The organism is Candidatus Methanoliparum sp. LAM-1 (genome assembly GCF_020885915.1).
GTDB classification, from domain to species: Archaea; Halobacteriota; Methanoliparia; order Methanoliparales; family Methanoliparaceae; genus Methanoliparum; species Methanoliparum thermophilum.
The window spans coordinates 242,534-267,017 of the sequence record NZ_AP025251.1; the positions used below are offsets into that span (position 1 = coordinate 242,534).

The following is a 24,484-nucleotide window of genomic DNA, read 5'->3' on the forward strand; positions in this document are numbered from 1 at the left end:
GCTAATCCTCCAGATTATTAACTCTAACCTTTGCAGTCATTAAATTATGAAGCATTGACTTAAATAGATCTTCAAGGGCTTTCTTTTTGTTCTCTTCGGCTTCGATCTTTTGATCAATAGCAGAGAGGATTGAAGCGATCTTTTTTTGTTCTGAGAGTGGTGGAAGAGGGATTTTAAAGTTTTTTAATTCAGTAGCACTCAGCCCTTTCTTCAATTTTCCCTCTTTTCCTGCATTAACAAGTTCCTGATACTCTCTAGTTTGAGTAAAGTAAAATACATATTTTGGATTCAGTTCTTTGTTAGATATAAATCTTATAAGATAAGAAGCAAAAACAGCGTTTGGAATCTTTCCTTCAATTATGCACGCTTTACCAGTGGTAGCACCTATTCTTGCAAAAAGGATATCATTTTCAAATAACTTGAATTTTTGTAGGTTATCATCAATAATTCCATAAGGAACTGTGTCCCAATTTACAACACCATCTTCTTTTATATCTGTTATCCTAAGAAATTTTGTTCCTGTGTCTTCTTCTGTAGCAGAAGTAGTATATCCATATTGAAAATGCCCTTTATCTCCAAGCCTCACAACTTCCCAATCCTTCGGCAACAAGCCCAGTTCCGTCTCTTTGAGTGGCACATGCTCTGCCTCTTCAATAGGCACAGGCCCATAGGTGAAGAGGTGCTTCATCATGGACTTTTTGAGTTCTTTGGTAGCTTTTATAACGCCTTCAGTCTTCTCTATTGCCTCTTGCACTGTAGAGAGAACAAAGGCGATCTTTTTTTGTTCAGAAAGGGGAGGAAGAGGGATTTTGAAATTCTCAACTATACCCTTATTCACATTTTTCTGCGTACTTTGTATATTTTGCATTTTCAATCTTTCAGCATTAAATTTTAGAAGATATGCCCCAAAAACATTATCAAAATTACTCTTTGGAATTATTGTCAATATTGCTTGATTAGTAGCTACTGGAACGGTATTTATTGCTGTTTCTCCAATTGTTGCATACATGCTTAACAAAAGTGAGTTTTCTGGTACTAACCAAGCATTAGAATTTTTTAATCCTTCTTCCGTAATTGTCTCCTTTGTTTTTGATAAATATAATCCACAAGAAGTCATATCTTCAATTAACACAAAAGGTATTTCTCCATTCCAATATTCCTTAACTCCTTTTTTTGGAGTTCCTCCAGCCCTCATTTTTTTAGCAATATCCCCCAGCCTCACAACCTCCCAATCCTGCGGCAACAAACCCAATTCTGTCTCTTTGTATTCTTCGTTTTGGTTAAGATTTACTTCCATAATCCGATCTCTTTTAAAATAGCCATTAATTTTTCATCAGCTTCTTTTCTCTCTTCCTCAGCCTCTTTTAATTGCACCACAGCATCCTCCAAAGGCAGCGTTTCATCCTCTCCATTCTGGATAACATAGCGTGATGGACTTAAGTTGTAGTCGTTCTTTACGGCTTCTTCTTTCGTTATGATCTTACTTATTCCCTCTTCCTCCTGATAGTTCAAGTAAATACTTGCTATCTTTTCTATGCTTTCATCAGGCAAGAAATTCTTAGGTCTTCCCTTCTCATAGAGCTTTGAAGCGTTTATAAGAAGTATCTGTCCCCTTCTCTCTATGGGTTTTGCCTTATTGATAACGATGATAATCGCCGGTGCGGTAGTATTGTAAAACATGTTTTCAGGCAGCAATAAAACCGCTTCTATAAAATCCCTCTCAACAAACTCCTTTCTTATATCGCGCTCTCTATTCTTTCCTACATTACCGCTTCCCCTTGAAACAGCCCCCGTATCCAACACAACAGCCATCTTTCCATGATCATTTAAAGAGGCAAACATGTGCTGAATCCAGCCCCAGTCTGCGGTGTTTGATGGAGGATAACCAAAAACGAATCTATTGTAAGGATCGTTTTCATAAACAGATTGCACAAATGCTTGATTCCACATAGGATTTGCAGTTACTAAGTCGAATTTTCTGAGTGATCCTTCAGATGTTAAAAATGCTGGTTTGTTCATTGTGTCTCCAAGAGCGATTTCTGCCTCCATATCGTGAATAAAAGCGTTCATCTTTGCCATAGCGTAAGTTGAAGATAAAATCTCCTGTCCGTAGAGTCTGAGAGGCTCGATAGAGGTGTCAGCACCATATTTATCTCTAAACCGTAGATAACATTTAATCAACAGACCGCCAGAGCCGCAACACGGATCATACACTTCATTACCAGGCTCAGGATTTAGAATATAAGACATCAATATAGTTACCTCTTTGGGTGTATAGAACTCTCCCGCACTCTGTCCAGAACCTTCTGCAAACTTTCTTAAAAGGTATTCGTAAGCTCTCCCCAAAATATCTGGCTCAACATCCTTTAATCCTAACCTGTATCTTCCTAAAACATTTATTAGTGCTTTCAACCTCTCATCATCGATGATCCTCTGCCCTGCAGCAGTGGCATTGAAATCTCCTATATCTATTACGTTAGAAAGTTTAGGGTTCTCTCTAGCGATAGCACGGACGGCATCGGTTAAATATTCCCCAACATTTGTAGTTTGTTTTACAATCTCTTTCCACCTTGCTTTCCTAGGGAGATAGAATCGGACTATACTATGATCTTTCATCAATAATTGTTCAACAATATCTTTATTTCCATATCTCTGGGAAAGTGCATTCAATTCATCTTCAAAAACATCAGAAAGTCTCTTTAAGAATATGAGGGGCAAAATGTAATCTTTATATTTTGGTGCGTCAATAGGACCTCTGATCTTACAAGCTGCATCCCAAAGCCAGTTTTCCAGTGCCTTCACGTCGAGTTTATTATTCATTATATTTTTAATCTAAAGATAAGTAAATAATGGTTTCGTTCGTATTTTTGTTTATAATTTTATTATCTGAATATCTTTTTATTTTTTAAGACTGGTCTATATATTTAAGACAAAAGATTTAAATATAATATAAAATATATTTTTAATGAAATATAGTAATATAAGGTTGTAAAGACTATGACTAAGGAAAAAGATAAATCTTTTAATAATTTTGTCAATAAGGACGAAAAGGATGAAGAATTTAATTTTGAAGATGAGGATATTACAAACCAGGGGTTTGTAAACCACGAATCTTCGATTCGTGATATTCCAGAAGAGGATAAAGTTACCATTTTAACAGAAGAGGACTTGGGTTTAGGAGAGAGGATAGATATAGAAGAGATTCTTGATAAGGACATTTTAATAAAAGGTATAAAGACGAGACCATCATCCTTTTATGAAGGGGATTATGCAATCATCCAGGTTGAAAAAGATGGCAAGCTATACGTTGTAACCACTAGCTCCTCCATTTTAATGGATCAAATCAATAAAATAGAAAGTAAAATCCCGTTTAGATGCAGAATAACCAAACGTAAAAATCCTGTTACCAATAGAAGGTATTATACAATATTAGATGAAGATCTAAGTGTAGGAGAGATGTTTGAAGGAGAGAGGATAGACATAGAAGAGATTCTTGATAAGGACATTTTAATAAAAGGTATAAAGACGAGACCATCATCCTTTTATGAAGGGGATTATGCAATCATCCAGGTTGAAAAAGATGGCAAGCTATACGTTGTAACCACTAGCTCCTCTGTCTTAATGGATCAAATCAATAAAATAGAAAGTAAAATCCCGTTTAGATGCAGAATAACCAAACGTAAAAATCCTGCTACCAATAGAAGGTATTATATAATCGTGCCTATTAGGTAATTAATAATAAGGTTTTTAGTCTTTTAAAATCTTATTATTGCCGAGATGGATAATCCATAATCCTTCGTTTTGGCATTTTTGTTATATCGCTATCTTATTCGCTCATAATTCTAAATTATGAGGTTAGTATTTTAATAGGTTTTATATAGTAATGCTTATTAAATACAAGTGGTTAATCATAGAAAAGATATGTATTCAGATAAATTAAATCTGCTTCCACCATACCTTTTTTCATCGTTGGACGAACTAAAACAGGATAAAATTAAAAAAGGAGTCGATGTTATAAATTTGGGTGTAGGGGATCCTGATCTACCAACTTCTTCACATATAATCGATGTTCTTTGTAAAGCGGCAAGAGACCCAAAAAACCATAAATATCCATCATACAACGGTATGCAGGAATTTAGAGAAGCTATTGTAAAATGGTATAAAAATAGGTTTAATGTATCCTTTGATGCAGATAAAGAAGTACTGGCTTTGATAGGATCGAAAGAAGGAATAGCACATTTACCTTTGGCTTTTTTGAATAAAGACGATCTTGCTCTTGTTCCAGATCCTGCTTATACCGTTTATAAAATAGGCACTATCTTGGCTGGCGGAATACCTATTTCGATGCCACTTTTAAAAGAGAATGATTTTAAACCGGATTTATCAAGATTAAATAAGAGAGTGAGAAGATCTGCAAAAATTCTCTTTATAAATTATCCCAATAATCCCACTTCTGCCACTGCAGATGAAAATTTTTATAAAGAAGTGGTAGATTTTGCGATGGATAATGATCTTATCGTCTGTAACGATAATGCATATTCCGAGATTTATTTTGATGGATATAGACCACCAAGTTTTTTAGAAATAAAGAACGCAAAAAATGTCGGAGTAGAGTTCAACTCTTTATCAAAGACCTACAATATGACTGGATGGAGGATAGGATACATAGTTGGTAACGAAGATATCGTCCGAGGATTAGGGAAAGTAAAGACTAATATAGACTCGGGAATATTCAACGTAGTTCAGATAGCCGCTACAGAAGCATTACTAGGTGATCAAAGCTGTGTCGAAGATAACAGAAGGGTTTACAAAGAAAGGAGAGACGTTTTGGTAAAAGGATTGAAGAATCTAAGTTTTGATGTGAAAAATCCTCTTGCAACGTTTTACGTCTGGGCTAAAGTGCCTGATGGATACGATTCGATCTCGTTCTCAAGATTTCTGATCGATAATGCAGGCATCGTCGTTACACCTGGTGTCGGGTTTGGAGAATATGGAGAAGGTTACATAAGATTTGCTCTAACAGAGAGCATAGAACGGATTGAGGAGTGTATTAACCGTATTAACCTTTTAAAAGGTGAAGGTCTTTAATATGAGACAAAACTTCAAGGTCAAATCGGGAAACCTGTTTATCGGTAATATAGATACTATGGACTTGGTAGATCGTTTTGATACACCATTATATGTCACCGATGAACGAATAATAAGAGATAAGATAGAAAAATTTAAAAGATCTTTTCCGTCTGCGGATATTTTTTATGCTACCAAAGCCAATTGGAATATCTCTATATTGAAGATAATGGCTCAAGAAAATCTTGGTGCGGATGTTTTTTCTGACGGAGAGTTGTATATAGCATTGCTTGCCGGAATAAACAGAGAAAAAATCCTATTTAACGGTAATTCAAAGACGCCGGAAGAGTTAAGCATGGCTATTAAAGCAGGCGTAAAGATATCGCTTGATTCAGAAGACGAACTCTTTACACTTTCAGAGATTATTACCGATGATGATAAGGTGGAGGTATTCTTTAGGGTTAACCCAGGTATATCTGTCAATACCCATCCTAAAATAGCAACAGGATTGAAGAAATCCAAGTTTGGTATCCCCACCGAAAAGATCATTGATGCGTATAAAAAAACGTTGGAGTTTGATAATATAATCCCTGTTGGAATTCATTCTCATATAGGTTCCCAAATATTAGATATATCCCCGTATAAAGAGACTATGGAACGAATAATGGATATAGTAGGTAAATTAGAAAAAATAGGTATAGATATAAGATTTATAGATATAGGTGGTGGTTTAGGTATCCCATATAATACGGAAGATGAGAAAAAGGCATCAAATCCGGAAGATCTGTCATCTCTCATCACGCCTATTTTTGAGGATAGATGTAAAGAGATAGGGATAAAACCACGGTTGATTTTAGAACCTGGCAGATACCTTGTAGGAGATTCGACTATACTACTTACAAGGGTAAACGCCGTCAAGGATGCATATAAAAAATTTATTGCGGTGGATGCTGGATTTAACGTACTTATCAGGCCTGCTATGTACGATGCTTATCACGAGATGGCTGTTGCTAACAATATGGACGGTAAGGTAAAGGATAAATATACCATCGTCGGCCCAATTTGCGAGAGTGGTGATATATTGGGCGAGGATAGATGGTTGCCTATAGTAAAGAAAGGGGACGTCATTGTTATATTCGATGTTGGAGCTTATGGGTTTTCTATGTCTTCTCAGTATAATGGAAGAAGGAGACCTGCTGAGGTATTGGTTAACGAAGATAAAATAGATTTGATAAGAAGTAGAGAGACTTATTCGGATATCTATGGTAATATGGTCATTCCTCCACGACTTTTATGATATCTTTTAGCAAACTGCATGGAAATGGTAACGATTTTATCCTGATAGACGAGTTCAACAGGCAGATCGTACCAGATAACGAGAAGAGTAGTTTTTCCTCTAAGATATGCAACAGGCATTTTGGTGTAGGAGGAGACGGAGTACTTTTTCTATCCAAACCGGACTCCTCATCTGCTGATTTAAAGATGAAAATTTTCAACTCAGACGGATCTGAGGCTGAGATGTGTGGAAATGGGATAAGATGCTTGATTAAATATGCTATAGATGCAAGATACACCGATAAAAATCCTCTCTTCGTTGAGACGTTGGCAGGTTGTATAAAGGCTTATTATAATTTTGAGGGAAAAGATCTGGTTGTAAGGGTGAGGTTAAACGTACCAAGATTTATATTTCTAAACAGAGAGTTTGATGATCTTGTTATCTCCTTGGTAAATACAGGCGTCCCTCATGCAGTGATCTTTGTAAACGATGTAAAGAGTGTAGATTTGAAAAAAATTGCACCGAAGATTCGATACTCGATAACAGGTGGGTGTAATGTAAACTTTGCTCAATTGGTTGAGAAAAACAGGATTGTTATACGGACTTACGAACGGGGTGTGGAAGATGAGACTCTTGGTTGCGGTACTGGTGCTGTTGCAGTAGCTGTGGTGGCAAAAAAGTTAAACCTTGTTGATGAAGAGGTAGAAGTTATAAACCTTGGTGGAAAACTTAAGATCTTTATGTATGGTGATCTTGTCTATTTAGAAGGGTATGCGTTTAGAGTTTTTGATGGGTTTCTGGTTGATTTAAGATAATCTAAGATTTGCAGAACCGAAGGTTTTCAAGATGAAAAAAGATAAAAATATTGTTTTATGGCCAATATATTTTGATTCTACAAAAGCAAGAAATGATGGTAGAAGAGTACCAAGAAGATTAAGCGTTAAACGCCCGATTGTCGATGATATAGGTGAAATAGCAAAGAAACTTGGTTTTGACGTAATTTTAGAAAAGGATAAGTTTTATCCTAAATCTTGGTGGGAAAAAAGCGGAAGAGTTATAATCATTAATAATACTCAAAAATCAAAAACAAATATTATTAAAGAGATTGCAGAAGGGCTTAAAAACAAAAATAAGTGATATTTATGTTTGATTATCATACCCATACCATATTCAGCGACGGAGATCTTATACCAAGCGAATTAGTGAAAAGGGCGACAAAACTTGGCAATGAAGGGATAGCTTTGACGGATCATGTTGATTTCTCCAATTATGACTTTATCTTAAGATCTCTTTTAAATGCAAAAAACGAATTAAAAGATGATTGGGAGATATTTGTTTTAGTTGGTGTAGAAATAACACACGTTCCTCCTAATAAAATAGATAAACTAGTTAAAAAGACTAAAAAAGCTGGTGCGGAGATTATAGTAGTTCATGGTGAGAGTATTGTAGAACCTGTTGCTAATGGAACTAATAAAGCCGCCGTCTCCAATGAAAAAGTAGATATTCTCGCTCATCCCGGACTTATAACCGAAGATGAGGTAGAATTAGCCAGAGAAAACGATGTATTGCTCGAGATTACGGCAAGAACAGGTCATTCTTTGACAAATGGGCATGTTGCATCTTTAGCAAAAAAAATAGGTGCTAACGTTGTTATTAATTCAGATGCTCACTCTCCAAACGATTTGATAAATGATGATATGGCAATGATGGTATTAATGGGTGCTGGATTAGACAAAAACACGGCTAAAAAAATTTTAGAGTATGGAAAAGAGTATTATAATAAGATGTAATAATAAATAACAATAAATATGAAAATCGTCGATTTAGATACAAAAGGGCGTATTGATATAGTTAATATCACAAAAGAGGTTGAAGAGGAAGTTAAAAAATCTGGAATTCAAGAGGGATTGGTGAACGTCTATACACGACATACGACCACCGCCATCGTTATAAATGAGGATGAGGAGGGCTTATTAAAAGATTTCATTCAAATACTTCAGCGGCTAATCCCAGACGATATCTTCAATTACAAACATAATAAGATTGATAACAACGCTTCAGCCCATATTAGATCGATTTTTTTATCGCCAGAAGTCACTATTCCTGTTAAAGACGGTAGATTATGGTTGGGACACTGGCAATCCGTCTTTTTCGTCGAATTGGATGGTCCTAGAAAGAGAAGTTTTGCGATAACTATAGCAAATCATAATATTTAAATGCATACTAAAGAGATAATTCCTCTAATGAATTTTGATCGATATTTTAAAAAGCTCTTTGGGGAAGATGCATCTATAATAAACAGAGACGAACTGGGAGGTAAAGATAGCATAAAGGGTTTTGGATATGGAAGACCCTTGCATATAGAGCTCGATATAGATGGAGAGCGGAAAGATGTCGTTCTTTCTACAATGAAAAAAAACACCTTCGGTCATGATCATTTTTCAGACAGGGCACAGATACTTTTATGGCAGCATAATACGTTTAATAAACTTCCTAAACATGTAAAATCCTTTGACGTAGGTTTTTTCACAAATAAAAACGAGTTGATATCTGCAAGAGATGCGGATGAGTTCTTTATAGTGACAGAGATGGTGGAAGGATCGGCTTATGCCAATGATCTGGACAGGATAAAAGATACTGGACGGTTAAAAGGTTTGGATATCGAGAGAACAGAAATTTTGGCATCATACTTGACAGATATTCATTCTGTAAAAGGAAAAGACGAAGATAAGGATCTTTATATACGAAAGGTGAGAGATATAGTGGGGCATGGAGAATGCATCTTTGGTATAATAGACAATTATCCTGATGATTTAGATTATATAACACCAAAAGAGCTCTGTGATATAGAAAAAGGTTGTATCGAGTTGAGATATAAACTCAAAAGACTAAAAAATAGAGTATGTCTTGTTCATGGGGATTTTCATCCGTGGAACATCCTCTTCAAAGAGAATAATGATTTTACCTTATTAGATAGAAGTAGAGGCGAGTGGGGTGAGGCAGCAGACGATGTAACCTCTTTAACGATAAATTATCTGTTTTATTCATTATTACAAGAAGGAGAGATTAAAGGTAGTTTTAAAAGGCTCTTCGATACTTTTTTTAATGTATATCTGGAAAAAACGGGAGATTTAGAAATTTTAGAGACCGTTCAATTATTCTATATATTTAGAACTTTAGTTGTTGCGAGCCCTGTATGGTATCCAAGTATATCCGATCTGGTCCGAAGAAAATTATTTAATTTTATATATAATATGCTTGAATGTGATAGATTCGAGTATGAAGATGCCGGAAGATATTTTGGATAATAAAAAATCGTGGGTAGTATGGATTACAGGGCTTCCTGGGTCTGGTAAAAGTACGATATCCAGAAAAGTTCAAGAAAAATTATTGGATAAAGGAGTAAAATCTAAAATTTTAGAGCTGGATGAGATAAGAAGAGTAATAACGCCAAATCCAAAATATACTGATGAAGAAAGAGATATCGTATATCTTTCGTTGGTATATATGACAAAATTGCTTGCAGATTGTGGAACTAACGTTATTATAGATGCTACGGGAAACAAGCTCGCATATCGAGAGAAAGCAAGAGAACTAATCCCAAACTTTATAGAAGTTTATATAAAATGCCCGTTAGATATATGTATCAAAAGAGAGATGAAGAGAGATACGAGATACTCACCAAAAGATATCTATAAAAAAGGGATAGAAAAAGAATCTGATACTGTTCCAGGCATAAATGTTCCATATGAAGTATCGGCAAACCCGGAGATTATTATAGATACTTCAAAATGTTCTATAGAAGATTCAGCAAAGGCTATTTTAAAATTTATTGAGGAGGTGCAGGAACCTTAGGTTCTGCAATGATATAAAATGCTTTCAATAGAAGATTTGCTTGAGATAACAGAAGAGATAAAGATAAACACACAAAAATTTATGAAAGAAGATCTAAATTTTGGCAGATACGTTCCAGAAGGCAAGAATGATACTAAAAGTATAGACCTTTTCGCAGAAAGAGCGTTAGATAAGGCTTTAGAAAAGCGAGATTTATCTGCAAAGATAATATCTGAAGAGTTTGGTGAAAGAGTTATAGGGGATGATCCAGAATTTATGCTCGTTTTTGACCCGGTAGATGGAACCACAAATGCTGTGCGTGGAATATCGTTTTATTCTACATCTTTGGCATACTCCGATAAGATAGATGATGTCCGGCTTAACGATATAAGTATGGGTGTCGTTGCAAGTTTTTTGGATCATACCTATCATGCAGTAAGAGGTAAAGGTGCATTCATCGACGGTAAAAAGTTAAGTTACAAAAATTACGATGATAAGATACTGATATCTATTCATGCATACGAACTACCACCATTTTCCAGAGAAGATTTAGAAAAAAGGATTATCTTAAGAACTCTCGGTAGTATTGCGTTGGAATTATGTTTGGTTGCTACAGGCGGATTGGATATCGTTTTAGACTCAAGAAACAAACTTTGTGTCTATGATATTGCGGCAGGTCAACTAATCTTAAAAGAAAGCGGTGGTTATCTTATAGGGTTGAATGGTGATGATATAAACGATCTTGTAACTGCCGAAGGGTTGTCTATCATAGCAAGTAGCGATGAAGAGTTTATAAAAAATTATAGAGAGGAGTGTAGATAAAGACCTTCGGTTTTATGAGTGTAAAGATAAATATTGCGGGTATCGTCCCATTTTCCACGGTCGATCTACGTGATAAGACTGCAATTGTATTCTTTCTTGCCGGATGTCCTTTTAGATGTATATACTGCCAAAATTATGAATATTTGGACTATAAAAACCTGGTTGAATTGGATGAGATAAAATCGATGATAGATCGGGCAAAAGAGTTCGTCGAAGGCGTGGTCGTTTCAGGAGGTGAGCCAACCCTTCAAGATAAGCAGCTCTTTAATCTGCTAAAATATTCCAAGCAGAAAGGATTGGATACAGAGATACAGACGAACGGATATAGGTATGGTGTGATAAAAAAATGCTTACCCTATCTAGATGTAATATCAATGGATATAAAAGCACCTTTGAGGAAAGAGACCTATAGCAGGATCTGCGGAATCGATGAAAAAGTTGCAGAAACGGTTATAAAAAGTATCAAAAAGATCTTTGATCTCGTTAATGAGACAAAATTAGAAGTAAAAACGACCATATACAAAGAATTTGTAAATTTTCTTCCCGATATCAAAGAAGATATACCTGAAGGTATAGACTGGATTATACAAAAAGGATATGTGGAAAGGATACCGCCAGGCAATGAGGAAAAAATAACAGAATTAAGAGAGGAAGAAATAAAAAAAGTAGCTGAAGATCTGGCGAACGATAGAAGAAACGTATGGATCCGAACAGAATCTGGAGATAATAAAATATGAAAATATTTAGGATACGTCTTTAAAAAAGAGAAAACAAAGATAAAAATAAATTTGTTAAATTTTTTATTTTAAAATTATATAGGTGGTTACATTAATCGCAGTATTATCAATACAATAATGCCTATGATCAATATAACGATCCATGGAAAACCCCAGAACTTAAGACAATCTTCCCAATCCCAGTATTCTTCTCCTTTTAATTTTTCTCTATCCGTCATTCTATCCTCCTTAGATGGCAAGTATTCCTAAAAAGATTATAACCAGGATTAACATCATGATCAACCCAGTAAGCCAGAACTTTATAATCTCTCCCCAAGACATTGGTTGCATTTATATTCACCTCTTTTTATCTATTTAAAAGCTCATTGGGTACTCTTCCATCCATAAACCAGTTATATAAGCTTTAGCATATATATCAACAGGTGTCTCTATCGTTAACGTGTCTGTACCAAGCATCTCTTTTAATGGTGATGGTAATTCTATAGTTATAGGTAGACCTTTAGCTATTATTATTTCAGTACCAGCATAGTTCTTCTCGAACACCTTTCCGAATATATCGTTGATCAGTCCTATAAGCTGTGGATTGTCTATATAATCCATCGTCTCTAATACAAATTCAGATGTTGCAGGATCGCTTACTAAGGTATTTGCCATAATCCCAGCAGCTTCAGGATCCAAGTATGCCATCAAATCGTTTGCAATTGCAGGATGATCGTTGAATAACATATTGACAGAGGTTGCTAATGGCTTAGGATCCATCCCCCCTACCAAGTTAGACAAGAATTTCGGATTATCATTCAAAAGTGTATTGACAGATGCTGCCAATGGTTTTGTATCAAGTTTACTTACTATATCTGATAGAAGTGCTGGGTTATCTGCTAGTAATGTATTTGCTATCTTTCCTATCGGCTCAGCGTCAAGGTTTCCGACCAATTCAGAAGAGAATCCACTTATGGTATCAACATTCTTATCCAACGTAGAGTTAAGCATATTCGTTAATGCTTCCGTATCCAACCTGTTTAAAAACGTATTCAAGAATTTAGATAGATTATCCACTCCTAGATCTTTAATTATCGTATTTACGGCATCAGCAGATGCTTTTGCATCCATTCTTGATATAAGGTCGACTAATAATCCTGATATAGTATCAGGGTGTGTACTCAATAGATAATTTGTTAAATCTGCTGCAATATCTGGCGGTACCAATTTTAATCCAATATCGATTGTATTTCCTATGACTCTTTCTAAAAATCCATTGCCTGAATTATCACTCTGTGCGACAGCAACCATCAAGATAGGATTTAAAAGACCAAACAACAAAACAACCACCATGATGGTGGCCGATGTTTCTTTTATACTCATTGTATTCCTCCGATTGTATTACAAATATATTGTTCTATATTAATTGTTAATAAAGGTTTTTATTTAACTAAATTTAACAAACTATTAAAAATTATTTTTAAATAATAAAAGATTTTTGTAAAAGATATGATAAAAATACAAAGAGAGGATTTTTCTATAGACGATGTAATTAATACAATGAAAAAAAGGAGCATAGGCGGATTTGCAATATGGTTAGGCGTAGTTCGGGATGATAATATAAAAGGACTCCGTATAACCCCGATAGATTTAACAGAAAAGGTTTTCAACGAAATAGAAGAAGAAGCGTTTAAAAGGTTCGATGTAGAGTTGATAAAGATAATACATCGTATCGGTGACCTTCTTATAGGTGAAAATTTATTGTTAATAGTATGTGGTGCGCCACATCGACGGGGAGCTTTGAATGCATGTACGTTTATATTAGAAGAGATTAAAAAAAGATTTCCATTCAAAAAGGAAGAGATCCCAAAGGGTGTTTAAGATGGGTAGAAGTGAGTTGTAGAATAAGTAAGTAGTTATAGAATCTGTTGGATTATAATAGATAGTGATGATAGGCAGATTTTTAAATATTGTAATAATACAGAAGACATCGTATTAACGATTTAAACTTTATATTCTTTTTATCTCTTCTTCTATCTCTCGATTTTATCTAAATATCTAGAGCATCAATAATCTTTAAGTAAGCAAAACCAACATATTTACATTTATGAGTATTTTAGCATAAAGGTGCTGTGTTGAATAATTCATGGAGAGCGGTAAAATAAATCCTTAAAGACATAAAGAAGCATTGTGATTATTTCTTCTGATTAGAGAAGTATATTTTTGATTGTAAAAAGAGGAAGAGATAATGGTTTTCAAAATTAATTAGCCAACACAGCACATAAAGGAGAAGTTATTTAAAGGCAACAATCGTTTCTTTCAAGATTTGATAAATGATGTTGATTTTTCATTTATTGTATAAAATGGATCGATATAAAGATGAGAAGTAAGAAAAAAAGAGATGAAGGAATATTTTCATTTTATTTAGGGATATTTGGAAATATAGCTCTTTTTATATTTAAGTTTATCATCGGAATGTTTTCAGGGAGTATAGCATTAATCAACGACTCTTTTCACTCGTTATCCGATTTTTTATCTACGATCATTGCATACGTAGGATATATAACCTCAATCAGACCTGCAGATAAATCTCATCCTTATGGTTATGAAAAAGCCGAATCGATAGCTGGTTTTATCGTTGCATTATTCTTGTTAGGTATAGGTATATCATTAGCATATAACTCTATAACAAATATTACTACAAAACAACCAAAAAGCATAGCTCTCTTTGCTGTAGCAGTTTCTATTGTAAGTAAAGAGATTATGGCGAGATACTGTTTCTATATTGCAGATAAACTTAATAGCCCTGCTATTAAAGCAGCCGCATATGAACACAGAAGCGATGCTTTATCTTCTATAGTGGCATTTGTTGGTGTTTTAGGTGCTATTTTAGGTATCTATCTTTTAGATTCTGTAGCTGGGTTTATACTTGCCGTCATGATCTTTTATTATGGTATAAAGGTATGTAGGGAAAACGTAAATATATTAATGGACAAATCTCCCTCTCAGGAGATAATAGATCTGGTTAATAATGAGATAAAAAATATACCTGGCGTTTTAGGCGTTCATAGACTAAGAGCAAGACGTATGGGTAGAAATTTTATAATCGATATGCATATCGATGTAGATCCGTCTATCTCGCTAATTACTGCACACAAAATATCGCATGCGGTAGAGAAAAAACTAGAGGATTCGGGTAGGATAGCATCTGTCATAGTACATGTATGTCCATCCGGTATTAAAATAGGAGAAGAAGATTGATTAATAGATTTATCTTTAAGATAAAATTATAAATGTATTAAATAGCCGGAATTTTATAGTGATTTAATATGTCCAAGAAGATAGGAATTCTTACGATGGAAGGAACCAATTGCGAATATGAGACTTTTTTTGCATTTAAAAGACTGAAAGGAGATGCTGAGTTAGTTCATATAAAACAGATACTTGGAGAAGTAAAGAATGAAAGGTCTATAGGCGATTACACTTGTATAATAATACCAGGCGGATTCTCTTCAGGGGATTATATCCGTGCTGGTGCCATCTTTGCATCGCGATTGAGCAAGATAAAAGACGAGATTATAGAATTTATAGAAGAAGACAAGTTGTTAGGAGGAATATGCAACGGATATCAAGTTTTAGTAGAGTTGGGTGCATTACCTGCCACTAAAAAGACGATATCGGATGAAAAAGAGGTGGCTTTTATAATAAATAGTTCAAATAAATTCGAATGTAGGCCTACGCTGGTAAAACACGTGAATAATGGCAAGTGCCTATTCACTAGAAAATATAAAAAAGATGATGTGTTGTTATTTCCGAGCGCACATGGGGAAGGTAATATTGTTTTTAGGGATGAAGAGACCTTAAATAGATTAATTTCAAACGATCAGATAGTTTTTAGATATGTAGATGATAAAGGGGATTATTCTGGTTATCCTTGGAATCCAAATGGTTCTATATTCAATATTGCAGGAATATGCAACAACAAAGGGAACGTTTTTGGTCTCATGCCCCATCCTGAACGAGTTTTTTATCGTTATATGCATCCTGATTGGACGAGAAACAGAGATATAGATCGTGGAGATGGACTCCTTTTTTTTAAATCTATTATCGATTATGTTGAGAGATATTAAATATGGTATAAAAAGTAGTTGGATTAGGCGAAAAGAAGAGATCCTTTCAAAATTTGATGAAAGTCTAAAAGAAGGATTGATAGATGATAGGATACTTCCAACTTTAAATCTGATAAATGGGTTGCCTCATTACTATACCGTATCGAGTTGCTCTGGTAGAATTATAATCCTTGATCTTCCAGAGGTGGGGGATAAAAAGAGTGCAGTATTCCGGGGAAGATGGCATAGATGTGTGGAAAAAAATGAGGTATTAAACGCTATAAGCGAATGTACCAAAGAAGGATGGTTTATATTAAATCCACCAATAATCCATGTGATATCCGACGATATTATAAATGCGGAAAAGATCCTATCGATCGCCATAAAATGTGGTTTTAAAAGATCTGGGATAAAATCTATCAAGAGAGATAAGATAACAGTAGAGATAAACAGCACCGAGATGATTGAGACGATAATCTCTAAAAATGGTTATGTTCTGGCCGATGATTATTATATTATTACCTTGGTAGAATACGCAAACAAAAAATTTTGTAGGTTTCAACAGAAGATAGAAAGATTGAACGTAAGACTCTACGAGTTATACACAATCCATGATTAATGATATGCTTTTAAAAAAAATGGAATATTTTCGATAATCTATACAGATAGATACAAATATAAACATAAAAGTAAAAAAAATAAACCGATAGAGTTATTATTTAACAAAGAATATGTATCATATGAAAGAGGATACAAATATGGGGACACATCATAAACTAATAATCGGCAACTGTATGGAGATGTCTGAAATTCAAGACAAAAGCGTCCATCTTGCCGTAACATCTCCACCTTACTTTAATGCTCCTTTTGATTACAAGGAGTTATTTAAAAACTATGATCAATATTTAGAGCTTCTTCGAAGAGTCTCAAAAGAACTATTTAGAGTTTTGGCGGAAGGAAGAATTTTCGTTCTAAACATTGATGATATGTTAATTAATGGTGAGAAATTTCCAATTGTTGCAGATGCGACAAAAATCTTTCAAAATGCAGGTTTTAGATATAGAGATAGAATCATTTGGAAAAAGCCAGAGGGATATTTAAGAATTAGCAGAAGAAGCGGTGTTATTTTACAAAACCCCTATCCTATGTATTTTTATCCGGATAATCTTTTGGAGAGTATTATAATTTTTCAAAAAGGTAAATTTGATTACAAATCTGTCCCTAAAGATATTAAAGAAAAATCAAAAGTTGATATAAAAGAGATCCAAGACAAAAAATGGTATATGACTTTGTGGGAAATGACGAATGTTCTTCCAAATCAGGTTTTAGAAAAGGACATAGCGGCATTTCCAGAAGAATTGCCATACAGGGTCATAAAATTATTTTCTTATGTGGATGAAACTGTTTTAGATCCATTCGTTGGTTCTGGAACAACTATGAAAGTAGCCAGACAATTAGGAAGAAACAGTATAGGAATTGAGATCAAAAAATCACTAATTCCTATAATAAAAGAAAAAATCGGTTTTAATGGGCAACAAAGTTTATTCAAAAATGATGATACTTTTGAATTGATAGAAAGAGAGAAAGGATGGATAGAATGAATAGCATAACTGCAAAAATCAAAGGCATAAAATACACTCCTCTTTTATGTAGAAAGTTGCATACCTTCAATTTTAGCGATTTGGATAAAGCACTCTCAAAAGAAGCAACATTTATTCTAAAGATTGACGATAAAAATCAAATCGCTGTAAGTTGGTGGGTATCTGCAAAAAGAACAAGGTCGTATCCGTATGCAAGAGTTTATGACTCATTATCTTTTGCTGGTAAAAAGGTAACGATAATTCCGATCGTCAAAGATGAAGGCAAAGATGGTGATAGAGATTTTTTGCAATGGGATACAGTTTCGTTAATGAGTTTGCTCGGTGTTTATGTAATAATTGCTTATTATAACGATGCTACCAAAAAATCAAGATATGAAAATAAGATAACAGAACAGAGATTTGACATTGATTATTTGAAAAATCAGATAAAGGAACTGCTTTCTTATCAATCTGATGCATTACATTGGAATTTATCGCAAATTGATAATATTGCTGAAATTGGAAAGAAAGCATTAGATTCTTACATTAAAATTTCTCAAAAATTAGGAGTCGAGATGCACTCAAAAGAATCAGCAGAAAAAAGAATAGCCGAACTGAAAAAAGGTAAAAATACATTTATGGAGTTATCCAGAAATCTCGCAAAAATGGCCCAAAAAAGGGAAAGTGTAACAATACAACCCAAAGAACATTTAGAAGGGATAAAAGGCACAATAACGATAACCAATTATCTTGGTGGAAATTATTACTTTACTTCTGATGAGGTTGAGTTATACGATAAAAATATTTATCTGATTGATGCAAAACATACCAAAGAGAATAAACTTCCATCTTTAGAGGATATTAAAGATGGGCTGTTAAAGATGATTCTTTTTACCAATCTTGAAGATGTAAAAATTGGCAATGAAAAATTTACTCCTATTCCAATATTAAAACTTACAACAGCAGAGACATTCAAAATTGTGGATATGAATAAATCCCAGAAAGAAATGTTTGAGGTTTTAAAGAAAGAAGCACAAATAAATAATTTTAATATATTACTTAACAAACATAAGATTTTATAGAAGGAATAGATCAAATGACTACTAAAAAAGATCCAAAAACAATTTCAGAGAAAATATTTAGCCGGGCTAGTAATTCAGATGTTTTTGCAGGAGATTTCGTGTATGCAAAGGTTGATAAAGCTATGATGAATGATATAACAGGACCTCTGGCAGTTAAGGCGTTTTATAAAATAACAGATAAGGTTTTTGACCCTGGTAAGATAATCATTGTATACGATCATCAATCCCCTGCAGACTCTTTGAACGCAGCAGAAAATCATATATTGCTCAGAACTTTTTCTAAAAAGCAAGGTGTCGTAAACTATGATATAAAAGAGGGAGTATGCCATCAGGTAATGCCTGAACATGGCCATGTAAAACCTGGAGATCTAATAATAGGAGCAGATAGCCATACATGTGCTTATGGATCGCTAGGAGCATTTTCTACAGGTGTTGGTTCTACAGATATGGCTGCTGTTTTAGCAACAGGAAAACTCTGGTTTAAAGTTCCAGAGACGTTTCAAATAGAGCTGATGGGAAATATGCCAAAAGGTGTTTATTCTAAAGATATAATCCTGCATATAATCGGCAAGATGGGGTCGTCTGGGGCAAGGTACAAAACAGTAGAGTTTTGTGGTGATACGATAAAAGAGCTTACCATCAGCGATAGGATGACTATATGCAATATGGTAATAGAGATGGGTGGCAAATCAGGCATTATCGCTGCGGATAAGATAACAGAGAGATACATACAAGAGCGTTTGGGCAATTTTAAACTGGATCCGTATTATAAAACAGATGATTCTGCCAATTTTAAAAGGTTTGAATTTGATATCTCCGATCTATCTCCACAGATCTCTTGTCCACACAGCGTGGATAATGTTAAACCCATCGAAGAGGTGGAAGGGACAAAGATAGATCAAATATTTATCGGATCTTGTACCAACGGTAGATTTGAAGATTTTAAAGTAGTATCTGAGCTGATGGGTAATAATAAGATAAACAAGAATGTTAGAGTTATAATAATTCCTGCTTCCCGAACGGAGTATCTAAAATTATTAGATACAGGATTGATAAATCGGTTTATAAAGGCGGGCGCGTTGGTTGAGGCACCTTGTTGTGGACCTTGTTTTGGTGGAAGCTTCGGGCTTTTAGGCGATGGTGAAGTGGGACTTTCTACGTCTAACAGAAACTTTAGAGGCAGACAAGGAAGTGCTAATGCCGAGATATATCTCTGTTCACCGGCGGTCGCTGCAGTCTCAGCAATAAAAGGTGAGATTACAGATCCAAGGAGGTTTAGATCATGTTAAACCCTAACGAGACGGCAATGATCGTCGAACATATGCAGAACGACTTCTGTGAAAGAGGTGGGGCTTTATATATAGATGAAGTGGAAAGTATATTAGAAAATGTAAAACGAGCATTAAAAAAGGCAAGAGATTCTGGTGTAACTGTAGTATTTACGAAAGACTGGCATAGGAAGGATGATCCTGAGTTTAAAATCTGGCCTGAACATTGTGTTAAAGATACATGGGGATCTGATATAATAGAGATACTATCAAAGAAAGAAGATGAATACGAAGTAAAAGGGAGAAGATACAGTTCTTTCTATGCTACAGATCTCGACCTATTTTTGAGAGAGTTAGGGATAAAGAATGTTGTGATATTGGGCGTTATGGCAAATATCTGCGTTCTTCATACCACAGCAGACGCTTCTATGCTGGGATATCGTACCATAGTCTTATCAGACTGTGTTAAATCTCCATCACCTTATGAGGAAAAATATGCCTTATACCATATGAAAAACGTTTTCAATACAGAGATAATAACATCGGACCGTTTAAAATTTGATTAAGAATAAAAATTTGTTTCAAGGAAAGACTTCACTATTTAATGATATTTTTATTCTCAAGCCAAAAAGATAGCTTTATTCCTAAAATTGAGACTAATAAACATCCAATGATCGATATAATCAGAATTTTTAGTGCCGTTGGTTGAGTATAACTTCCATAATTTTCTAATAATATTATATATCTGCTCATACCCCATAATATTATACCTATAGCCAGAGCAAAAAACGGAAATACTAATTTTCTTCCAAATTTACCTTCTTTAAAGTAATAATCCAGTATGCTTCCTATAATCAAAAAAATGGCACCAACGACAAACCACCATATAGAAGAACTGATGAACATCATCACAATAAGCAGAGTACTGCCTGAAATATCGATCGTCGATATAGCGCCTTGAATCAATCCCATGAAAAATAGTATAATGCCTAAAACATAGATTACGAATGGCACCCTACCCTCAATAAAAGAGTCACTTATAGATTTCCAAAACGATTCAAAGTATACACTCCAACCATAATTTATAGATAAAATATAAATTGCCAATACACAGATCACGCCTCCAAATGCAAGCTCTTGTCTCCCAAATAATAGAGATATTCCATAAACAAGCAAAATCAAAGCAATTGGAACAAAAACTCTTTTAGTAATTTTTGGATCCATAAAAAGTTTTTTCAGAATATAATAAGCACTCTCTATATTTTTAGCCTGTTTTACAATAATTCTTTTTATATAATCTATTTTTACCCTTGATTCTATTATAGGGAGTATAAACTCGTCTTCTATCCCATCTGAGACAAGAATAACACTTTCTATATCATATTCCTTTAATATACTATCAAGCTGATCCTTTATCTTCTTATCTGATTTATACCCAACATCCTGATCACCGGCTATCGTAATCAATATTACATCTTTTTCATCATTTACCAGCTCATCATAGATCTTGATAGCCCCATATAAAGCATTTAAGTCAGACTCTTCTGGATCTGCGAGCCCTAACCTCTCTGCAAGAATTAAGTTGTTCTCTCTTCCGATTACAGGTGTTTTAAACCCTGCCTTGATACCTATATCGTCATCACGATCTATACATAAAATCGCAACGCTCATTATCTTTTAGTCGTAATAATTTCTCTGAAATAATAGAATATCGTCTGTGGTAATCTTTTCTCCTCGTTTGAAATTTTCAAAGACACTTTCTGTAATTTTGTTAGCTCTATATCTTTCACGTTCTTTTTTAGAATAAGTTTTCTTTTTATTTAAAGAGTTTATTATCTCCTCAAGATCTTTTAAATCCTTCTCGGCTGATATATATTTATGATGATAATAATCAGCCATCTTTTGTGCATTGATAAAAGCATCGTGTAATACGTCCGCCTCGTTTCGTATAGCTTCTGCTTCCTTGAAAGAGGTTATCATTTCTTGATGAAGTTCCTGTGCTTTGCTTACATCTTCGGATAAAATCTTGTTATACTGATCCAGTTCATTTTTAATGTTTTTATAATTGCTTAATAAAGATTTTAGCTCTTCGTTATCTTCTATCTCTTTTCTTCTTTGTGAATATTCATTCTCTAGCTCACTTATTCTCTTTACTACCCCTCGCTCTTTTTCAATTGTCATGACTCTTGTCTGTTGCTCAAATTTGAGCCGTTCTATCTCTGTTTTAATCTGATTAATATCCTTTCCATCCATATTATTTACATTTTTAAATTTATCAATCTTTTTTGAAACAACGCTCAATTCCTTTAACAGATCATACTTTTTATTTTTATACATCTGTACTTCATCATTGACTTTATCTCTATCCTCTCTCAAATTTTTTGCCTTTTTTAATAATTCTACTCTCCTTTTGTTCAATTCGTCTCTTTTTTCGGCATATATTCTTTTTTCGGCATTATATTGATCTCGTTTTCGTTTGAAAGTTTCTAATTCAATTTCAAGTGCTTTTTTATGTTGAATTAAATTATCAATAACTTTTTGCTGCTCTCTCTCTAAGAAAGGGATAATTTTAGTTAGATTCTTGTCTCTTATGATTATGTCGGCTACTTTATTCAAAGATGGTACAGCATTAAACGCTATTGATAAACCAGCTATCTTAAATAATTCTATATCGTTTGCTCCATCTCCAACAACGATACATTCTTCCGGAGATATTCCCTCTTTTTTACAAAGATCTTCTAATATTCTATCTTTAAACTCTCCAACAATAGGCTGTCTTAATTTCCCCGTTACAACGCCGTTTTTCATTATAAGATCGTTAGATATGATATAATCTGCACCTAACAACCTTCCAAAATAATCTGCAGCGATTTTAAAGCTACCTGTTATGATAGCTACCTTATAATCTGCTTTTTTAGCCTCTTGTATAACCTCTTTTACGCCAGGCATCAATGGAATGTTTTTTATAGCCTTGATTAGATCCTCCTCTTTCAGACCTTTTAACATCCCTACTCTTTTTTTAAGAGCTATCTCATAATTTGTATCTCCGTCCATCGCCTCTTTAGTTATATCTGCAACATCTTTTCCTTTATTAACCATTTTAGCAAACTCATTTATTATCTCGCCATCTATTAAAGTTCCGTCTAAGTCAAATACGATCATTCTCAACTGATGACCGCCCCCATTTTTATTTTTAACATTATCTTGACTAATACCATAATAAAACTCACAATAATTATATCTTTAGTTTAAAAAGATCAAAACTATAAGCATTATCTTTACCAAAATCGAAACAATAAAAGACATTTTGGTATTTTTTCTTCATCTCTGTTACTTCTTCTTTAAGAATAGAAGGTTTTTCTCCTAATAATAACACCCGTTCTATAAATTCTGCCACCATTTTCATCTCTTTCTCTCTCATACCAAGACGGGTAAGCTCCTGTACACCAATTCTTATACCAGATACGTCATCTACATTAGAGTTGACATCTTTTGGAAGCAAATTGGCATTCACAACAATACCAGCATCTTCAAGCTTTGTAGCCGCATCTTTCCCGCTAAATATAGAAGAAATATCTATAACAACCTGGTGAGATTCGGTAAAGCCATGCTTTTTACAGAGTACATCAAATCCACGATTATATAAATCTTTCGCAATATATTTTGCATTATTAACAACTTGCTCAGCATACTCTTTGCCAAAATTTATCATCTCTGCAGTTGTTATAGCCAACGCAGCCAGATGATGAAGATGGTGGTTACTCACAGTACCTGGAAAGACGGCTAAATCGATCTCGTTAGCATATTTTTTCTTGCAAAAAATTATTCCACCCTGAGGTCCTGGAAAAGTCTTGTGTGTCGATGCGGTCATAATATCTGCTCCCTCTCTCAAAGGGTCTTGAAATTTTCCCCCTGCAATCAGACCTAATACGTGTGCAGCATCATAAATAATATCTGCACCTACTTCTCTAGCAGCTTCTACTGCCTCTTTAACAGGATGAGGAAATAAAAACAGGCTTGCTCCGAAGAGTATTATTCTTGGTCTTACCTTTAATATTGTATCTACCATCTTTTCTTCATCTATATTCATTCTCTCGTTATCAAACGGATGATTATATACTTTCAATCCTCTTAAACCAGCAGCAGAATATTTTGCATGGCTTATATGACCACCATCAGATACTTTTAATGAAAGAATCTTATCTCCTGGTTTTGATAGAGCAAAAAAAGCAGATATGTTCGCGTTTACTCCAGATATTGGCTGAACATTCACATATTCTGCTTTAAAAAGTTCTTTACTAAGCTCTATTGTTTTTGATTCTATCTCATCGATGTATCTGCAACCTTGATAAAACCTGTGACCGACCTTGCCTTCTGCGTATCTATGTGATAGATCGGTAATGAGCATACATCTCGCAAGCGGGCTGGTAATATTCTCGCTTGCGATCATCGGAAGGGCATCTCGCCAGTATGATTGATGAGAATTTACTGCATCCAGAATATCTTGGATATTTTTATCAAAGATCTTAATCCACCTAATCATTGAGATACAATACGTAAATTTAAACTTTATCATTGATATAGTGTGTTGAAATATACTTTTTGAATTCTAGGTGAATACAAAAAATAGATTGATATAGAGGTTTTAAATAGTCGACACAACATTTAGAACAGAAGGTTCAAATAGCCAAAAAAAGGAGAGCAAACTATGCGTAAATTAAGCCTATAAT

The 24,484-nt window shown here is 34.3% G+C and carries 26 protein-coding genes; 19 read left to right on the plus strand and 7 right to left on the minus strand.

The window, feature by feature from the left end; all coding sequences use genetic code 11:
• Nucleotide 1: 1 nt before the first annotated feature.
• Both LPC15_RS01350 and LPC15_RS01355 read right to left on the minus strand, forming a co-directional pair.
• A complete protein-coding gene (locus tag LPC15_RS01350; RefSeq protein ID WP_229234915.1) occupies nt 2-1,297 on the minus strand; it encodes a restriction endonuclease subunit S in 1,296 nt (431 codons plus the stop codon).
• Entirely contained in the window at nt 1,288-2,820 is a 1,533-nt protein-coding gene (locus tag LPC15_RS01355) for a type I restriction-modification system subunit M (RefSeq protein WP_229234916.1), read from the minus strand. The genes LPC15_RS01350 and LPC15_RS01355 overlap by 10 nt, the downstream gene beginning before the upstream one ends.
• Nucleotides 2,821-2,997: 177 nt before the next feature.
• On the opposite strand from LPC15_RS01355, the gene LPC15_RS01360 reads away from it, so the two are divergent.
• The 11 genes from LPC15_RS01360 to LPC15_RS01410 all read left to right on the plus strand — a co-directional run bounded on the left by LPC15_RS01360 (nt 2,998) and on the right by LPC15_RS01410 (nt 11,736).
• The gene (locus LPC15_RS01360; RefSeq protein WP_229234917.1) at nt 2,998-3,732 is read left to right on the plus strand and encodes a hypothetical protein; all 735 of its coding nucleotides are present in this window, start codon (nt 2,998-3,000) and stop codon (nt 3,730-3,732) included.
• A 168-nt stretch (nt 3,733-3,900) separates the two neighbouring features.
• Complete coding sequence (locus LPC15_RS01365; protein ID WP_229234918.1) at nt 3,901-5,088, plus strand: LL-diaminopimelate aminotransferase; 1,188 nt, start codon at nt 3,901-3,903, stop codon at nt 5,086-5,088.
• A 1-nt stretch (nt 5,089) separates the two neighbouring features.
• Nucleotides 5,090-6,364: a diaminopimelate decarboxylase gene (gene lysA, locus LPC15_RS01370; RefSeq protein WP_229234919.1), complete on the plus strand. Its 1,275-nt coding sequence runs from the start codon at nt 5,090-5,092 to the stop codon at nt 6,362-6,364.
• Nucleotides 6,361-7,158: a diaminopimelate epimerase gene (gene dapF, locus LPC15_RS01375; RefSeq protein ID WP_229234920.1), complete on the plus strand. Its 798-nt coding sequence runs from the start codon at nt 6,361-6,363 to the stop codon at nt 7,156-7,158. Before lysA ends, dapF begins: the two co-directional genes overlap by 4 nt.
• Nucleotides 7,159-7,189: 31 nt before the next feature.
• Nucleotides 7,190-7,480: a signal recognition particle subunit SRP19/SEC65 family protein gene (locus LPC15_RS01380; RefSeq protein WP_229234921.1), complete on the plus strand. Its 291-nt coding sequence runs from the start codon at nt 7,190-7,192 to the stop codon at nt 7,478-7,480.
• A gap of 5 nt (nt 7,481-7,485) precedes the next feature.
• Entirely contained in the window at nt 7,486-8,133 is a 648-nt protein-coding gene (locus LPC15_RS01385; protein ID WP_229234922.1) for a histidinol phosphate phosphatase domain-containing protein, read from the plus strand.
• A gap of 18 nt (nt 8,134-8,151) precedes the next feature.
• Entirely contained in the window at nt 8,152-8,559 is a 408-nt protein-coding gene (locus LPC15_RS01390) for a secondary thiamine-phosphate synthase enzyme YjbQ (RefSeq protein WP_229234923.1), read from the plus strand.
• 27 nt (nt 8,560-8,586) lie between these two features.
• Entirely contained in the window at nt 8,587-9,651 is a 1,065-nt protein-coding gene (locus LPC15_RS01395) for a phosphotransferase (protein WP_229234924.1), read from the plus strand.
• Nucleotides 9,608-10,198, plus strand: a complete 591-nt coding sequence (locus tag LPC15_RS01400; protein ID WP_229235326.1) for an adenylyl-sulfate kinase — start codon at nt 9,608-9,610, stop codon at nt 10,196-10,198. Before LPC15_RS01395 ends, LPC15_RS01400 begins: the two co-directional genes overlap by 44 nt.
• Nucleotides 10,199-10,216: 18 nt before the next feature.
• A complete protein-coding gene (locus LPC15_RS01405; RefSeq protein WP_229234925.1) occupies nt 10,217-10,999 on the plus strand; it encodes an inositol monophosphatase family protein in 783 nt (260 codons plus the stop codon).
• 14 nt (nt 11,000-11,013) lie between these two features.
• On the plus strand, nt 11,014-11,736 hold the full coding sequence (locus LPC15_RS01410) for an anaerobic ribonucleoside-triphosphate reductase activating protein (RefSeq protein ID WP_229234926.1): 723 nt from the start codon (nt 11,014-11,016) through the stop codon (nt 11,734-11,736).
• A gap of 86 nt (nt 11,737-11,822) precedes the next feature.
• Here the strand turns inward: LPC15_RS01410 and LPC15_RS06895 are convergent, their stop codons facing one another.
• Nucleotides 11,823-11,954, minus strand: coding sequence for a hypothetical protein (locus LPC15_RS06895; protein WP_267496953.1), 132 nt, complete (start codon nt 11,952-11,954; stop codon nt 11,823-11,825).
• Between the two features lie 136 nt (nt 11,955-12,090).
• Nucleotides 12,091-13,098, minus strand: coding sequence for a hypothetical protein (locus tag LPC15_RS01415; protein WP_229234927.1), 1,008 nt, complete (start codon nt 13,096-13,098; stop codon nt 12,091-12,093).
• Nucleotides 13,099-13,224: 126 nt separating this feature from the next.
• Between LPC15_RS01415 and LPC15_RS01420 the strand changes: the two genes are divergently transcribed.
• The 8 genes from LPC15_RS01420 (at nt 13,225) to LPC15_RS01455 (ending at nt 20,320) form a co-directional block, all read left to right on the plus strand.
• Nucleotides 13,225-13,596, plus strand: a complete 372-nt coding sequence (locus LPC15_RS01420; RefSeq protein WP_229234928.1) for a molybdenum cofactor biosynthesis protein MoaE — start codon at nt 13,225-13,227, stop codon at nt 13,594-13,596.
• A 498-nt stretch (nt 13,597-14,094) separates the two neighbouring features.
• The gene (locus LPC15_RS01425) at nt 14,095-14,976 is read left to right on the plus strand and encodes a cation diffusion facilitator family transporter (protein ID WP_229234929.1); all 882 of its coding nucleotides are present in this window, start codon (nt 14,095-14,097) and stop codon (nt 14,974-14,976) included.
• Nucleotides 14,977-15,044: 68 nt separating this feature from the next.
• On the plus strand, nt 15,045-15,845 hold the full coding sequence (gene purQ / locus LPC15_RS01430) for a phosphoribosylformylglycinamidine synthase subunit PurQ (protein WP_229234930.1): 801 nt from the start codon (nt 15,045-15,047) through the stop codon (nt 15,843-15,845).
• On the plus strand, nt 15,829-16,443 hold the full coding sequence (locus LPC15_RS01435; protein ID WP_229234931.1) for a tRNA-wybutosine modification methyltransferase TYW3: 615 nt from the start codon (nt 15,829-15,831) through the stop codon (nt 16,441-16,443). The genes purQ and LPC15_RS01435 overlap by 17 nt, the downstream gene beginning before the upstream one ends.
• A gap of 121 nt (nt 16,444-16,564) precedes the next feature.
• Nucleotides 16,565-17,425, plus strand: a complete 861-nt coding sequence (locus LPC15_RS01440) for a DNA-methyltransferase (RefSeq protein WP_229234932.1) — start codon at nt 16,565-16,567, stop codon at nt 17,423-17,425.
• A gap of 80 nt (nt 17,426-17,505) precedes the next feature.
• Nucleotides 17,506-18,486: a hypothetical protein gene (locus LPC15_RS01445; protein ID WP_229234933.1), complete on the plus strand. Its 981-nt coding sequence runs from the start codon at nt 17,506-17,508 to the stop codon at nt 18,484-18,486.
• 14 nt (nt 18,487-18,500) lie between these two features.
• On the plus strand, nt 18,501-19,775 hold the full coding sequence (locus tag LPC15_RS01450; RefSeq protein ID WP_229234934.1) for a 3-isopropylmalate dehydratase large subunit: 1,275 nt from the start codon (nt 18,501-18,503) through the stop codon (nt 19,773-19,775).
• A complete protein-coding gene (locus tag LPC15_RS01455) occupies nt 19,769-20,320 on the plus strand; it encodes a cysteine hydrolase family protein (RefSeq protein ID WP_229234935.1) in 552 nt (183 codons plus the stop codon). Before LPC15_RS01450 ends, LPC15_RS01455 begins: the two co-directional genes overlap by 7 nt.
• Before the next feature lie 31 nt (nt 20,321-20,351).
• Here LPC15_RS01455 and LPC15_RS01460 read toward each other — a convergent pair whose 3' ends face one another.
• The 3 genes from LPC15_RS01460 to glyA form a co-directional block, all read right to left on the minus strand.
• On the minus strand, nt 20,352-21,425 hold the full coding sequence (locus LPC15_RS01460; protein WP_229234936.1) for a DUF373 family protein: 1,074 nt from the start codon (nt 21,423-21,425) through the stop codon (nt 20,352-20,354).
• A 6-nt stretch (nt 21,426-21,431) separates the two neighbouring features.
• Nucleotides 21,432-22,916 carry a phosphoserine phosphatase SerB gene (gene serB, locus LPC15_RS01465; protein ID WP_229235327.1) on the minus strand — a complete coding sequence of 495 codons (1,485 nt, stop codon included), beginning with the start codon at nt 22,914-22,916 and terminating at the stop codon, nt 21,432-21,434.
• A 73-nt stretch (nt 22,917-22,989) separates the two neighbouring features.
• Nucleotides 22,990-24,297, minus strand: a complete 1,308-nt coding sequence (gene glyA / locus LPC15_RS01470) for a serine hydroxymethyltransferase (protein WP_229234937.1) — start codon at nt 24,295-24,297, stop codon at nt 22,990-22,992.
• Between the last annotated feature and the right edge of the window lie 187 nt (nt 24,298-24,484).

Bases quoted from the DNA above. Each gene is read 5' to 3' on its own strand.
- LPC15_RS01350 (WP_229234915.1), bottom strand. From the start codon at position 1,297: ATGGAAGTAAATCTTAACCAAAACGAAGAATACAAAGAGACAGAATTG.
- LPC15_RS01355 (WP_229234916.1), bottom strand. From the start codon at position 2,820: ATGAATAATAAACTCGACGTGAAGGCACTGGAAAACTGGCTTTGGGAT.
- LPC15_RS01360 (WP_229234917.1), top strand. From the start codon at position 2,998: ATGACTAAGGAAAAAGATAAATCTTTTAATAATTTTGTCAATAAGGAC.
- lysA (WP_229234919.1), top strand. From the start codon at position 5,090: ATGAGACAAAACTTCAAGGTCAAATCGGGAAACCTGTTTATCGGTAAT.
- dapF (WP_229234920.1), top strand. From the start codon at position 6,361: ATGATATCTTTTAGCAAACTGCATGGAAATGGTAACGATTTTATCCTG.
- LPC15_RS01380 (WP_229234921.1), top strand. From the start codon at position 7,190: ATGAAAAAAGATAAAAATATTGTTTTATGGCCAATATATTTTGATTCT.
- LPC15_RS01385 (WP_229234922.1), top strand. From the start codon at position 7,486: ATGTTTGATTATCATACCCATACCATATTCAGCGACGGAGATCTTATA.
- LPC15_RS01390 (WP_229234923.1), top strand. From the start codon at position 8,152: ATGAAAATCGTCGATTTAGATACAAAAGGGCGTATTGATATAGTTAAT.
- LPC15_RS01395 (WP_229234924.1), top strand. From the start codon at position 8,587: ATGAATTTTGATCGATATTTTAAAAAGCTCTTTGGGGAAGATGCATCT.
- LPC15_RS01405 (WP_229234925.1), top strand. From the start codon at position 10,217: ATGCTTTCAATAGAAGATTTGCTTGAGATAACAGAAGAGATAAAGATA.
- LPC15_RS01410 (WP_229234926.1), top strand. From the start codon at position 11,014: ATGAGTGTAAAGATAAATATTGCGGGTATCGTCCCATTTTCCACGGTC.
- LPC15_RS06895 (WP_267496953.1), bottom strand. From the start codon at position 11,954: ATGACGGATAGAGAAAAATTAAAAGGAGAAGAATACTGGGATTGGGAA.
- LPC15_RS01415 (WP_229234927.1), bottom strand. From the start codon at position 13,098: ATGAGTATAAAAGAAACATCGGCCACCATCATGGTGGTTGTTTTGTTG.
- LPC15_RS01420 (WP_229234928.1), top strand. From the start codon at position 13,225: ATGATAAAAATACAAAGAGAGGATTTTTCTATAGACGATGTAATTAAT.
- LPC15_RS01425 (WP_229234929.1), top strand. From the start codon at position 14,095: ATGAGAAGTAAGAAAAAAAGAGATGAAGGAATATTTTCATTTTATTTA.
- purQ (WP_229234930.1), top strand. From the start codon at position 15,045: ATGTCCAAGAAGATAGGAATTCTTACGATGGAAGGAACCAATTGCGAA.
- LPC15_RS01435 (WP_229234931.1), top strand. From the start codon at position 15,829: ATGTTGAGAGATATTAAATATGGTATAAAAAGTAGTTGGATTAGGCGA.
- LPC15_RS01440 (WP_229234932.1), top strand. From the start codon at position 16,565: ATGAAAGAGGATACAAATATGGGGACACATCATAAACTAATAATCGGC.
- LPC15_RS01450 (WP_229234934.1), top strand. From the start codon at position 18,501: ATGACTACTAAAAAAGATCCAAAAACAATTTCAGAGAAAATATTTAGC.
- LPC15_RS01455 (WP_229234935.1), top strand. From the start codon at position 19,769: ATGTTAAACCCTAACGAGACGGCAATGATCGTCGAACATATGCAGAAC.
- LPC15_RS01460 (WP_229234936.1), bottom strand. From the start codon at position 21,425: ATGAGCGTTGCGATTTTATGTATAGATCGTGATGACGATATAGGTATC.
- serB (WP_229235327.1), bottom strand. From the start codon at position 22,916: ATGATCGTATTTGACTTAGACGGAACTTTAATAGATGGCGAGATAATA.
- glyA (WP_229234937.1), bottom strand. From the start codon at position 24,297: ATGATTAGGTGGATTAAGATCTTTGATAAAAATATCCAAGATATTCTG.